Annotated in this window: 9 protein-coding genes and 3 pseudogenes; 6 read left to right on the top strand and 6 right to left on the bottom strand. The window is 29.1% G+C overall.

The window, feature by feature from the left end; all coding sequences use genetic code 11:
* A pseudogene (locus tag OTBS_RS04130) lies at window positions 1-443 on the bottom strand (IS982 family transposase); the annotation flags it as partial.
* 90 nt (window positions 444-533) lie between these two features.
* Here OTBS_RS04130 and OTBS_RS17885 point away from each other — a divergent pair.
* A pseudogene (locus tag OTBS_RS17885) lies at window positions 534-836 on the top strand (IS982 family transposase); the annotation flags it as partial.
* Window positions 837-1,981: 1,145 nt separating this feature from the next.
* Complete coding sequence (locus OTBS_RS10290) at window positions 1,982-3,931, top strand: autotransporter outer membrane beta-barrel domain-containing protein (RefSeq protein ID WP_011944685.1); 1,950 nt, start codon at window positions 1,982-1,984, stop codon at window positions 3,929-3,931.
* A gap of 128 nt (window positions 3,932-4,059) precedes the next feature.
* On the opposite strand, the pseudogene OTBS_RS04115 reads toward OTBS_RS10290, so the two are convergent.
* A pseudogene (locus OTBS_RS04115) lies at window positions 4,060-4,476 on the bottom strand (transposase); the annotation flags it as partial.
* 6 nt (window positions 4,477-4,482) lie between these two features.
* Between OTBS_RS04115 and OTBS_RS04110 the strand changes: the two are divergent.
* Window positions 4,483-5,505, top strand: a complete 1,023-nt coding sequence (locus OTBS_RS04110; protein ID WP_232488910.1) for a reverse transcriptase domain-containing protein — start codon at window positions 4,483-4,485, stop codon at window positions 5,503-5,505.
* A gap of 306 nt (window positions 5,506-5,811) precedes the next feature.
* Here OTBS_RS04110 and OTBS_RS04105 read toward each other — a convergent pair whose 3' ends face one another.
* The 3 genes from OTBS_RS04105 to OTBS_RS04095 all read right to left on the bottom strand — a co-directional run bounded on the left by OTBS_RS04105 (window position 5,812) and on the right by OTBS_RS04095 (window position 8,160).
* Window positions 5,812-6,252: an Arm DNA-binding domain-containing protein gene (locus OTBS_RS04105; RefSeq protein ID WP_041621211.1), complete on the bottom strand. Its 441-nt coding sequence runs from the start codon at window positions 6,250-6,252 to the stop codon at window positions 5,812-5,814.
* 476 nt (window positions 6,253-6,728) lie between these two features.
* Window positions 6,729-6,980, bottom strand: coding sequence for a DUF2312 domain-containing protein (locus tag OTBS_RS04100; protein ID WP_011944684.1), 252 nt, complete (start codon window positions 6,978-6,980; stop codon window positions 6,729-6,731).
* 562 nt (window positions 6,981-7,542) lie between these two features.
* Complete coding sequence (locus OTBS_RS04095) at window positions 7,543-8,160, bottom strand: ribonuclease HII (protein WP_011944683.1); 618 nt, start codon at window positions 8,158-8,160, stop codon at window positions 7,543-7,545.
* Window positions 8,161-8,230: 70 nt separating this feature from the next.
* Between OTBS_RS04095 and OTBS_RS04090 the strand changes: the two genes are divergently transcribed.
* The 3 genes from OTBS_RS04090 (at window position 8,231) to OTBS_RS04080 (ending at window position 10,778) form a co-directional block, all read left to right on the top strand.
* Window positions 8,231-9,268: a tRNA (adenosine(37)-N6)-dimethylallyltransferase gene (locus tag OTBS_RS04090; protein WP_011944682.1), complete on the top strand. Its 1,038-nt coding sequence runs from the start codon at window positions 8,231-8,233 to the stop codon at window positions 9,266-9,268.
* Window positions 9,249-9,998, top strand: coding sequence for a ComF family protein (locus OTBS_RS04085; RefSeq protein WP_011944681.1), 750 nt, complete (start codon window positions 9,249-9,251; stop codon window positions 9,996-9,998). The genes OTBS_RS04090 and OTBS_RS04085 overlap by 20 nt, the downstream gene beginning before the upstream one ends.
* Before the next feature lie 129 nt (window positions 9,999-10,127).
* Entirely contained in the window at window positions 10,128-10,778 is a 651-nt protein-coding gene (locus tag OTBS_RS04080) for an HdaA/DnaA family protein (protein WP_011944680.1), read from the top strand.
* 76 nt (window positions 10,779-10,854) lie between these two features.
* Here the strand turns inward: OTBS_RS04080 and lon are convergent, their stop codons facing one another.
* Entirely contained in the window at window positions 10,855-13,194 is a 2,340-nt protein-coding gene (gene lon, locus OTBS_RS04075) for an endopeptidase La (protein WP_041621473.1), read from the bottom strand.
* Window positions 13,195-13,303 lie beyond the last annotated feature (109 nt).

Genomic DNA, 13,303 nt, shown 5'->3' with positions numbered 1-13,303 from the left:
ATTAAAGACAGACTCAATTAAAGAACGTTTATTTAATAACCGCTTATCTTGTATGTCCAATAAATATGTTTTCATATCTTTACGAAGATTAGTAAATAAACGTAGACCATTGGTCAGCAGTTGATGAAATAACTCTTTAGATATGTAAGCTTTATCACCAAACAATTTACCAGATAAGCATTTAGAAAAAACTGAAGATACAGATAGGGTGCTTTTATTACATTTAGTAAATTTAACTAACATTTTATTTCACCTTTATTATTAATTACAAGATGAAGCTTAAAGCCTAAGAACCAGCTATAACTACTCTTACCAATTTTAGAAATTCTGTTGAAAACTCTATTACTGGAAATGCGTTTGTTATGACAAATTGCTAACTTTGTAGAATCGATGTAATATATACCAGTCTCTTCTCCTTTCAGATAATGCATTAATAACGCCAATTTAGGATAAGTAAGAGTATAAAAGGTAGTGAATAAAAGGTATACAAAGAGAGGATGTTAAGTTAAAAAGAAAATTTAAATAAACAAGGAATAACCCAACATGAAAAATGTATTATAACAGTATACTATTTAATAGATAATTTTTGCAAGATATATCAAGAGTGGGAAAGAAAGAGATTAATACCAAGTAGTAATCAAAGGAACAGAGATGGAAAGTTGTCCTTAGCTGAGTTATTAACAATAACGATATATTTTTATTTATCTCCATGCAAGGATTTTAAAAATTATTATCTATATTACTTGCGTTATAAGTATAAAGGATACTTTTGTTTACCAAGCTATAGTAGGATAATACAACTGTGGCCTAGAATATTGCTACCATTAGCCGTATTAACGCCAGATTAGGATAAGGGAAAGTATGAAAAGCATAATGAAAAAGGTCTACAAGAGATAATGTACAATTATGATTATGCGAGATATTAAATATAGTTTTAATTAATAGACATTTATTGCTCACATATCTGCAAATGCAAATTTAGAATAAGAAACAGTTAGAAAGAGATAATATACAAGTGTTACAATTGTCAATGTTCAGGTTATTAAGTATAGTATTATGAACTAATACTTGTAGAAATATGATCAATAAATAAACCGTTATTAATTGAAATTATGTTTAAATATGTTGCATAATTTAATTGTACATTATCTCTTGTAAACTTTTTTCATTATGCTTTTCATACTTTCTCTTATCCTAATCTGGCGTTTATAGTAATAATATATAATAAAAAAGAAATTAGTATGACATGTACTATAGATTTTCGGAAAACAGTGCTGAGGATAAAGGCAATGCAGAAAATCAGTTTCGAAACAGTAGCAAGACGTTTTGGAATAGGAAAAATACAGTATTTGTATGGAGTAAAAACATATTACCGTTACAAAAGAGAAACACAAGCGCCAACAAAAATCTCTATTAAAAAACTAAAAAAAGAAGATGTATCACAATAATGTTATAGGAGCATTAGTAGATAAATCTCTGCTGACTATATCAATTTTAACTGGAATGTTAATACTGCTATTTTTAACTGTTTGATAGAACAGGATTTAATACCGAAATTACCTAATAATTCTCTAGTTGTGATGTACAATGCAAGTTTTCATAAAAGTACTCATTTAAAAACTATTATAGAAAAAGAGACATATATTAGAATATTTACAGCATTATTCTCCTGATTTAAATTCAATTAAAAAAATGCTTTCAAGCTAAATCAAGCAAAATGAAATATTACTGTGACATGGGTACTCTACTTGAAAAGTATATAACATAACTGTTTTATACTAGTTTAGCTATGTCTTTGCATTATACATTTTTACAGAAGTTAAAATTATATAAAATTTGCTGCATTAGCTACTTTAAAGTTACTATATATACACATATATACATATTTTCTATGTAATTTAAAGAAATATCATTGAATTATAGATTAACTTATATTATCATTTATCTTATTTTAGTATATAATTAATAATGATTGTTAAATATGTTAAAAACCAACAAACAAGGAACTATTGTTAAAATATCGCTAATTGTTTCTACTTTATTTTTTGCTAGTACAACTCAAAGGATATTAGGTATGAATCTACTACTTGATTTAGAAACTAAACAAAGCAAGTTTAAAACCTTAGATCAAGATAAGATTCATCTAACTCGGAATATAGGTAATTTAGAACGTCAAGTTAGTGAATTTATTGCCAATCAAACGAATCTTCAGCAAGGAATACAAGATCTTCATGGCATGCGTCAAAGTGTTACTCAGCTAAATCAGGTACTAAGAAATTTGCTAGTTAATGCCAAGGCATTTGATTTTATAAAAAATTTGCGAGTACAACGGGTTAATACTAATGATAATAATGAAGTGCAGCAGAGGGCAGCAGAGTTACGTCAACAATATGACAAAGTAAATGATTGTAAGCAGTTAGTAGAAGGTTTTTATCATGACATAAATCAAGTAGGTTCAGAAGAGGTATTAAAGGGTTTAAGGGGATATCAATTCGATAAATTTGTAGGCGTTGTCCGGGTTGTAAAATATGATCTACAGGATGCATTAGCTAGTCTAGAATATGCGTGTTTAGCTATGCGAGACGCGATAATTCTAATGAATATACAACCTTATGCTGCCAAGGATATTAATGACAAAATACAGTTGGTTAATACACTTATACACGCGTTGCAAGATACGCCACTTATTAAGGCTAGACGCAAGATAAAGCCATTAAGTAATAATACATTACAAAAAATTGATATGTTTGTAAATCAACTAGTGCAAGAACTTCGTGTAGAAATAGCTGAGCTGAATTGTCAAATTGCTGAGTTGAATCAAGAAATAATTAAGGCTGATCAAAAAGTTAAAGCTATTAATAGTAAGCTAGATGATTTGGATAATACTAAGCCAGATGCAAGTGTTATAGAACATGTGATAAGAGAAGATAAAACATTAGAAGAAGCTGTGAAAAATCATGACTCTGCAGTTACTGGTGCTATGAATATGAATATTAACACTGCAGTAAGTGGAGTAACATCCAGTATGGGTAATATTGTGAGTGGACAAGGTAACCAGACTAATATTATAAGTTCTGGATCAAACATTTGTAGTAGTAATAATGGTTGGAATATTCAGGGGAATATTTTTACTTCCAAAAGTAGCCAAGAAGAGAATGAAGAACTAAAGAAATATGATGCAGGAATTAATGGAGTATTTATTACAGTAAATAAATATGTAAATGAGAACACTATTGTTGGTGCTACAGGCTTATATTCAAATCTTAATATTCAGTATGATGAAAACATTAAGCACATATTCAACAAAACAGACTGTAAAACATTCTCATTATCTTTAAATGGTAGATATTATCCTCAAGACAATGTATTTACGCAAGGCATAATTGGGTTTATTACATATGATGGTAAAACTGAATATATAGCTAACAAACCTTCAAGTGAAATTAGTGGTAAAGGTTACTATGTAGATTTTATGTTAGGAGGAGATTTAAATTCAATAGCATATAATCCGAAGTTAACTGTATCACCAATAGTTGGAATTAGGTATAATAAGTTTAACAACTCTAGCTATAAATTATTTAATGATGTTAATGTAAGTGATGCAGAGCATCATATACTAGAAGCTAGAGCAGGGGGGACAGTAAAATATGTTATTGATAATAAAAATATATCAATAATACCTGAAGTATATGCTTTTATTCATAGCAATTTGCCAACTAACAGTAGTAATATAAAACTAGAATATGTTGCTTCATCAAACTCTAGTACTGTGGATATTAAACCAGCAAAAATGCATACACTATTTGGTCAGTTAGGTGGAACAGTAACTATATATCGTGGTCCAATTCGATTTGGAGCATCATATAGTGCTTATTTTGCTGAAAAATATATTGCTCATGTTGGATCTTTAAATATAAAAGCTAATTTCTAGCTTTTATATTTTTTGCTACTTAAATATCTGATGTTATATATTGAAAGCACAAAGTTTGATAAGAAATGCTTAGACTATAGGAGGAGTAAGTATTATGGCTTTTTTTAATGATTATATATAACGCCAATTTAGGATAAGGAGATAGAAGAGAAAGAAGAGGAGATAAGATAAGGATTAAGTTTGGAGATAGAATAACTAGCAAGAGAAGCAATTATATGAACAAAGAAATTAATAGGAGAACGGTGTCTAGTATGCTCTAAAAGCATATGTTTTTTTAGTACATTAAAGACAGACTCAATTAAAGAACGTTTATTTAATAACTGCTTATCTTGTATGACCAATAAATATGTTTTCATATCTTTACGAAGATTAGTAAATAAACGTAGACCATTTGTCAGCAGTTGATGAAATAACTCTTTAGATATGTAAGCTTTATCACCAAACAATTTACCAGATAAGACTTTAGAAATAACTGAAGCTATAGATAGGTCGCTTTTATTGCTTTTAGTAATTTTAACTGACACTATTTCGCCTTTATTATTGATTTAAAGATGTTAGAAGAACAATATAAGGAACTCGATAGCAATAAAGCTATTGGAATAGATGGTATAACTAAAGAGGATTATGGTAAGAAGTTGAAAGCAAATCTGCTTTCGCTTCTTACTAGAATTCGCAAAGGGCAATATCAAGCTAAACCTACACGAATAACGGAAATTCCAAAAGAAGATGGAGTCAAAAAAAGACCTTTGATAATATCATGTTTTGAAGATAAGATAATCGAGTCTACAGTAAGCAAGATACTAAACTCTGTGTTTGAGCAAATATTCTTAAAGTATTCATATGGATTTCGACCTAAATTAAATGCACACGACGCTTTAAGGGAGTTAAATAAACTTACGTATAACTTCAATAAAGGGGCTATAGTAGAGATTGATATAACAAAGTGTTTCAATACAATCAAGCATTGTGAGTTGATGGAATTTCTAAGAAAGAGAATATCTGACAAGAAATTTCTAAGACTAGTTATGAAACTGATTGAAACACCAATCATAGAAAATGGTACTATAGTTACTAACAAAGAAGGTTGTCGTCAAGGATCAATAGTTTCACCAATCCTGGCAAATGTCTTTCTGCATTATGTTATAGATAGCTGGTTTGCAAAAATCAGCAAAGAAAACTTAATGGGACAAACAGGAATGGTGAGGTACTGCGACGATATGGTATTTGTCTTTGAAAGGGAAGCAGATGCGAAAAGGTTTTATGATGTTTTGCCTAAAAGGTTAAATAAGTATGGGCTAAATATCAATGAAGCTAAATCACAAATGATAAAATCTGGTAGAGACCATGCTGCAAATTTAGCCCAACAATGCAGGAAGATCGCAAGTTATAATTTTCTTGGATTTACTTGCTATTGGAGAAAATCAAGATTTGGCATAACATGGAGACTAAAATATACCTCAAGGAGAGATCGTTTTACTGAGAAACTGAAAGGACTGAGAAAATATTTGCGTAGTCAGCTAAACAAGCAAGATAAAACACAAACATTATCACAAGTCATTAGAGTTATTAGGTGAATGGATCAACTATCATGGTATATCGGATAACAAAAGACGAGTAAGTTCATTTATCAACCAAAGTACACGTGCAATATATAACTGGTTCAATAGAATGGGAGGAAAACGTAAGATGAATTGGAAAAGACTAACCGAGATACTTAAAAGAGTAAATTTTCCTAAAATTGGAAAGATTGTCTCAATGTTCTAGACAACAAATAAGGCATAATGCTTATCTTATTTTTGAGAGCCGGATGCGGTAATTCTGCAAGTCCGGTTCTGAGGAGGGGCCTAATTGAGCGATTGGTTAGGTCTACTCACATAGATTTAATTTGATCTCTGGCATTTATAATTTTGAACTACATTAACCAGTTTCGAAAGAGGTCTAATATACTTATAACACAGCTCTTTGAATGTAATCTCTTGTCTTTCTTTTATACGATTCTCATTTTCTTCTATCTGTTGTTGACGTCTTACTTCTCTTGGATCTATTCCGTTCGCCATTAATGTCTTTAATTCTATTGCTTTTTTTATAGCTTCTTTAATAGATAAATATGGAAATTCCCCTATCCTTATTTTTAAACTCTGGTTTTTATATTTTTGTTCTAAAACCCATGTTTTTCTTACTCTTCCTCCACAGACTGTACATGAGATTTTCAGTTTAAGTCCTATTATATCTGGATGGTGGATAATTACTAATGTTTCTCCCTTAGGAATTTTAATTTTACGTAGTGCTCGATTTATAAACTTTGATGATATTGAAGTCATAATCATCCCACATAATATTAATGTTGATATTATTAATATATATTACATTTTATTAAACATCTGATCTAAATTATGCTTTTTTTTGATATCAAATTTTTTATACTAATTTGTTCATAATACATATAACTTGAAAATCACTTATCAATCCTAGATTGTATATATTTTTCGATCATTAGATTAACCTCTAGATTGAAAACTGGCCCCCAATTTCCTAAATTTTCTGTCAACCTTTTGCTTTAATTTTTTTGTTATATTGACAAATATTGCAAATATGTTTATAGTTAAGGTTGAAGCTTTATTAAAAATATTAATAAAAGTTAACACAAGTTAATAGTAGGTTCTATAAAGTGTAGAAATTAATAAAAATTAACTTTTATTCTTCTTTATATTTGATATGTCTTTGCAGCTTTATTATTAGGTAATGTTTATACAAAATATCTGTACTGACAATTTATTAATTACATAATTTAATGCATTTAACAACTCTTAATTATTCCTAAAGCACTTAAGTAAGTCTCAAGTAATTCTTCTTGTTCTTTAAATTTACTTTTATCCATTTTTTTGATTTTAATTACTTGCTTCAGTGTATGAGTGTCTAATCCATAACTTTTTGCTTCAGCATATACTGCTTGAATGTCTTCGGTTATATTAGCTTTTTCTACTTCTAATCTTTCAATTTTTTCAATAATTTGTTTGAGTTGGTTACTAGAGACAACATTTTCTGACATATAAATCCTTCTTTGTGTTATTAAATTTTTTGATTTGAAATACTAAATCTTGGTAATAATATACACTATTTAAAGTAATTGCAAATAGGAGAAAATTTGTTGGTAATTAAGAAATCATCTTTTTTCATAACATAAGAGCTATATCTATTTACTAACCATGCTTATAACGCAAGATTTAATATAATAACAAAGATGAAAAGATATAGTAAGAAAAATCTAAAAAAGATAATATACAGTTATAACTTTTAATATATTAAATATATGATTCCAATTAATAAACATTTATTTCTACATTGCTGCAAATATTTTTTAGAATACCATACTTACCACATGGAACATTATTCATCATTATAACACTTTTTCCAGCTGCTTCTTATCCTAATGGTGTTAAAAGAAATCTGTAATGTTTTAACTTTTTTAATATAGCTAAACTAGTATAAAATAGTTATGTTATATATTTTTCGAAAAGCGTGTTTACTCACAGTGATATTTTATTCTTCTTGATTTAGCTTGAAACCATTTTTTCAATATAACATAACTGTTTTATAGTGGTTTAGCTATATTATACCATATTCCCTAATATCGCACTATGGTTGATATTGCCTTTAAATTTAAAGCTAACTCTATGATGTATAGTTTGACCATAAGTTTTAATTGCATCAATATGCAGTTTAGTTCCATACCCACAATTCTGATTCCAACCATAAACTGGATACTCTTTGTGTAAAATCTGCATTATGCGATCTCTTGTTACCTTTGCTACTATTGAAGCAGATGATATAGAGTAGCAAATCTGATCACCACGAACTATACTAATAAATCTATTGTCAGTAAAATTCATATTGCCATCTACTAGCACTTTTGTGGGTATGATTGCTAAATTCTTAACAGCTCTTATACATGCAAGCTTTGTTGCTTCTAAAATATTATATTTATCAATCTCTTGAACTGATGCTATACCAATACTATAGTAGTAGCTATTAGTAATCTTATCATAGCAACTTTCTCTTTTGGATTTAGATAAAACTTTTGAATCTTTAATATCATCGATCATAATTGATTGGTTGACAACTACAGCAGCAGCTACTACTGGTCCAGCTAATGGACCTCTGCCAGCTTCATCTACACCAGCAACTATTTCAGAGGCATTATCTTGTTCAATATTTAAGTTAGGATTCATGCTATAGAAGTTATTGATTTAGTATACATTATATTATAATGTGCACTTATTATTGAAACTATAATTAACAATGAATGATGTATTTATAATTGCTGGACCTACAGCTAGTGGTAAATCTGAACTAGCAATGTTATTAGCTCAGAAATTCAATGGTGTTATTATTAATGCTGACTCAATGCAAATATATAAAGAAATTCCAATAATTACAGCTTCTCCAAGCATTTCAGAAAAAAAGCAAGTTGATCACTATTTATATAATTATGTATCAATTTTTCATTCTGATATTAATGAACTTAATTCCTTCGATAATATTTCTCAATCTAAAGTAAATGCTAATTATAATAATATAAACTTACAGCAATCTATAACAAAACACTTAACAGATAGGAGGTATTCGGTAGCGCAGTATGTACAAGAAGCTTGTAAAATTATTAGAAGTGTTATACATGCATTAAAATTACCAATTGTTGTTGGAGGTAGTGGAATGTATATTAAGGCACTAGTTTATGGTATTCATCATATTCCTGAAATAACTTGCGAGATTCGTATGCAAGTTCAAGATCTCTATAAAAAACTAACTAAACAAGAATTTTATCAAAAATTAATAGATTTAGACCCTATTTCTAAGAATTACATTCATTCAAGTGATGCCCAGAGAATGATTAGGGCATATGAAGTTGCACTGCAAACTAATAAATCAATTTTTAGTTACCATAACTCTAAACTAGTTTCTCCTCTTGAATGTTACAATGTAAAAAAAATAATATTGTTACCAGATAGGCAGCTTTTATATCAAAACTGTAATCAAAGATTTGCTAAGCTAGCAACTAATGGAGAATTAGTAGATGAAATAACTAAAATAAAGCCATATTATGATCACATTAGCATTTCAGCCAAAAAGGCGCTAGGCATTAATGAGATAATCTCATATCTTAATCAAGAACTAACAATTGAAGAAGCTATAACAATAGCTCAGCAAAAAATTAGACAATATGCCAAAAGACAATTAACTTGGTTTAGAAATCAGACAATTAATGGATATACATTACATTATCAAAGTATGAGTGAGTTATACAAAGCACAAGTCAATGATGTTTTCTTTAATTAGTTCTTGGTTACAAATAATCATCTATCCGTTAATAATATTATTAAATTATTTTTTTCCAAGACAATGTTTGACATGCCAACAGCTTATTCAAAGCGCATTACCAGCTGGATTATGTTCAACTTGTTGGAATAAAATCAACTTTATTACTTTGCCATTTTGTCAAAAATGCGGCAGAGCTTTGCCTTATGATTATGGAGCTGATGTAATTTGCCTGAAATGTTGCCACGCTGTACCTAATTACGAATTAGCAAGAGCATTATTAATTTTTAATGAAGATAGTAAATTTTTAATTCATGCTTTCAAATATTATGACAAACCTTTAATTGCAATGATGTTAGCGCAATTATTATATGTACGTTATCAATATAATATTTTATCTGCAGATTATATAATACCAGTACCTATACATCGATTTAAACTTTTGTTACGAGGATACAACCAAGCACAAGTCTTAGGTAAATATTTATCGGATATTGCTAAGCTACCTATAAAATCCAACATATTGATCAAGTATAAATGGACTAAATCACAAACTAAGTTAACGAAAAAAGAGCGCATAAAAAACATCAGTGGAAGCTTTAAAATTAATAACTCAGAAATTATAAAAAATAAAAAAATAATATTGCTAGACGATGTTGTTACAACTGGAACAACTGTTAACTTATGTGCTAAGCTTCTTAAAAATGCTGGAGCAAAAAGCGTATTTGTGCTTTGCATTGCATATACTTAAGTTAAAAAATTCATTTATCTTTTTACTAGTATAGCTTAATAGTTTTCTTTTTTGTATTTTTATCTAATACTTAAGCTAGCTTTGCAGTAAATAATATATTTATTATCTTTAAAGTTTTAATATTTTAATATGCAACATACTATAAATTTTCCAAATAACTCCAAATTCTTAGAAGAAGATTATATTGTTGCAAGTTCAAACTTTGATGCATATCAGTTAATTAAAAACTGGCCTTCTATGTGGGGAATAACTCCATATTCTAGATCCTTACTTGTTTGTGGCCCAGCTTCTTCTGGTAAAACTTACTTAGCAAACATTTGGCAAAGATATGCTAATGCAGTTTTTATGTCTAGCTCAGATAATATTGATCAATTTTATCAAACGAAACCAAGCTTTATTATAGAAGATATAGATAAAACCCATTGGTCAGATAAAAAGTTATTACATATTTTTAATATATTACACGAAAATAATAAATTTTTAATGCTAACATGCAGTATGCATCCTACTAATTTTATATTACCAGATCTTACTTCTAGACTAAGCGCTGTTTTAACTATAAAGCTTCATCGACCAGATGATGAAATGATGAAAATTGTTTTAATGAAAGCGTTCTCTGAACGTTCGCTGAAAGTATCAAATGAAATTATTAACTACTTATCCTCCAGGCTAACTAGGGAATTTAGTATAATTCATGAAACAGTAAAATTAATTGATAAGTATTCATTAGAACATAAACGCAACATCACCATTCCATTACTCAAAGAGCTACTTAAGTAGTATATCAAAGGCTTTAAAGCTATATTCTGATTTGCTTTCTATTTTATAGAGAAATTAACAAATACTAACAAGCTTTTTATGCATGAAAACTGGTTACTGTAGTAGCCAAAGCAATATCTAGTACTTGATCTGCTTCTGATAATGGGATAATATCTAAATCATCTTTAATACTATTAGGTATATCTTCTAAATCACTAGTATTTCCTTCTGGAATAATTACTGTTTTAATTCCTCCTCGTTTTGCTGCCATTAACTTTTCTTTAAGTCCTCCAATAGGTAATATCCGTCCTCTTAAAGTAATTTCACCAGTCATTGCTACTGAAAGCTTGACAGGTATTCCTGTCATTAAGGAAACTATCGTAGTAAAAATAGCTATACCTGCAGAAGGTCCATCTTTAGGTGTAGCTCCTTCAGGAAAATGAAGATGAATATCATACTTATGATATTGCTCATACTTTACATTATATTTTTGTGCTCTGGAGCAAAAATAGCTAAATGCAGTTTGGCTTGACTCCTTCATAACATCACCTAACTTACCTGTAGCTTTAATTTTTCCTTTGCCAGGTATCATTACTGCTTCAACCCAAATCAAATCTCCACCTGTTTCAGTATAAGCTAATCCAATAGTAATACCTACTTGATTATCATCTTCAGCAAGCCCATACTTATATTTTCTAGATCCAAGATAATCTTTAATATTTTCTTTGCTAACATTTTCTGATTTTATATCTTTAGAACTTAAAATTTTCTTAAGCACCTTACGGCATATTCCTCCGATATTTCTTTCTAGACCTCTAACTCCAGCTTCTCGTGTATAATATCTTATTAACTCTAATATTGCTTCATCTGAAAAACTGATTTCAGTATTTTTTAAGCCGTTATTTTTGATCTGTTTAGGAATGAGGTGATGTTTAGCTATTTCTAATTTTTCATCTTCAACATACCCAGGAATTTGAATGATTTCCATACGATCACGCAAAGGAAGAGGAAAATTAAAACTGTTAGCAGTAGCAATAAAAAGTACTTTTGAAAGATCATACTCTACTTCTAGGTAATTATCTTGAAATCGGCTATTTTGCTCTGGATCTAATGCTTCTAATAAAGCAAATGCTGGATCACCTCTAGAATCTCTAGAAATCTTATCAATTTCATCTAGTAATATGACAAGATTATTACTATTTTCCCTTTTTATTAAAGAAATAATTTTACCTGGCATTGCTCCAATATAAGTTTTTCTGTGCCCACGAATTTCTGCTTCATCTCTCACTCCACCTAGAGCAAATTTCGCATATTTACATTTTGTAGCTTCTGCAATAGATTTTACTAAAGATGTTTTTCCTACTCCAGGTGGACCAATAAAACATAAGATTGTCCCTATAGATTTTTTAGTCCTTTGCAGTACTGCTAAATATTCAGTTATTCTTTCCTTAACTTTTTCTAGCCCATGATGATCTGCATTCAAGTCTTGTAAGGCATTGTCAATATTAATGTTAATCTTACTTTCTTTTTCTTTTTTCCATGGTAATCCTAGAAGAATATCTAAATAATTACGCGTTAATGCAGCTTCAGCAGAAATTGGATTCATCATCTTTAATTTTTTTAACTCGCTTTCAGCTTTAGCTTTTGCTTCTTTTGAAAGATGGAGAGTGTCGATTTTTTTTTGCAGTTCAGCAATATCAGATTTTTCATCATCTACTCCTAAAACGTTTTTAATTATTTTCATCTTTTCATTAAGAAAGCAATCACGCTGCATTTTTTCTAGATTTTTCTGAGCCTTTGAAGTAATCAACTCATCTGTTTCCATTATAATGATTTCTTTAGCAACATGATCAGTTAGCTTTTCTATTCTTTGTTTAACATCAGTTATTTCTAACAAAGATTGCTTGTTAGAAACACTGCAAATTAAATTTGCAGCTAAAGCGTTAACTACATAGCTTTGATTAGTGTACGATAAAACATGAACTAATAAGTCTGGGTTGATTTTTTTACTTAACCTAATATATTTATTAAAAAGAACAATTGCATTTGCTAACTTATCTTTTATTTCCTCAGCATTATTAATTTCATCATCTGGAACAATTACATATTCAGCTACTAAAAGGTCCTGCGAGCGTCTTATTGTCAGTCTGACTCGATCTAATACTTTTATCAAGATTTTATAATTGTCATTAGGCAATTGAACTAGCTCAGTTATTTTTGCCAATACTCCAATTTTATATAAAGAATTTATTGAAGGTTTGATATCATCAGCATTTTTTTGAGTAGTAAGCAAGATAGTATGCTGATTCTCAGAATCATTGCCTAATCTTAGCAAATTTTTAACCGAATCATCTCTGCCAATTAATATAGGCAATACTAGCCCAGGAAATAATACTGTGTTTCTTATTGGAAATAATGGTAAAACACGATTACTAATATCATTTAAAACTTGTGCCACTAAATATAATTAAATTTTTATTTACTAGTATATCATGATAATCTATATAATCACACAGATAATTAAATTCAATTATTTTACATATGAA

It is taken from the genome of Orientia tsutsugamushi str. Boryong, assembly GCF_000063545.1.
GTDB classification, from domain to species: domain Bacteria; phylum Pseudomonadota; class Alphaproteobacteria; order Rickettsiales; family Rickettsiaceae; genus Orientia; species Orientia tsutsugamushi_C.
Note: the sequence above shows the minus strand (reverse complement) of the source record. Positions and strands in the feature narration are given on the sequence as shown.

Bases quoted from the DNA above. Each gene is read 5' to 3' on its own strand.
- OTBS_RS10290 (WP_011944685.1), top strand. From the start codon at position 1,982: ATGTTAAAAACCAACAAACAAGGAACTATTGTTAAAATATCGCTAATT.
- OTBS_RS04110 (WP_232488910.1), top strand. From the start codon at position 4,483: ATGTTAGAAGAACAATATAAGGAACTCGATAGCAATAAAGCTATTGGA.
- OTBS_RS04105 (WP_041621211.1), bottom strand. From the start codon at position 6,252: ATGACTTCAATATCATCAAAGTTTATAAATCGAGCACTACGTAAAATT.
- OTBS_RS04100 (WP_011944684.1), bottom strand. From the start codon at position 6,980: ATGTCAGAAAATGTTGTCTCTAGTAACCAACTCAAACAAATTATTGAA.
- OTBS_RS04095 (WP_011944683.1), bottom strand. From the start codon at position 8,160: ATGAATCCTAACTTAAATATTGAACAAGATAATGCCTCTGAAATAGTT.
- OTBS_RS04090 (WP_011944682.1), top strand. From the start codon at position 8,231: ATGAATGATGTATTTATAATTGCTGGACCTACAGCTAGTGGTAAATCT.
- OTBS_RS04085 (WP_011944681.1), top strand. From the start codon at position 9,249: ATGATGTTTTCTTTAATTAGTTCTTGGTTACAAATAATCATCTATCCG.
- OTBS_RS04080 (WP_011944680.1), top strand. From the start codon at position 10,128: ATGCAACATACTATAAATTTTCCAAATAACTCCAAATTCTTAGAAGAA.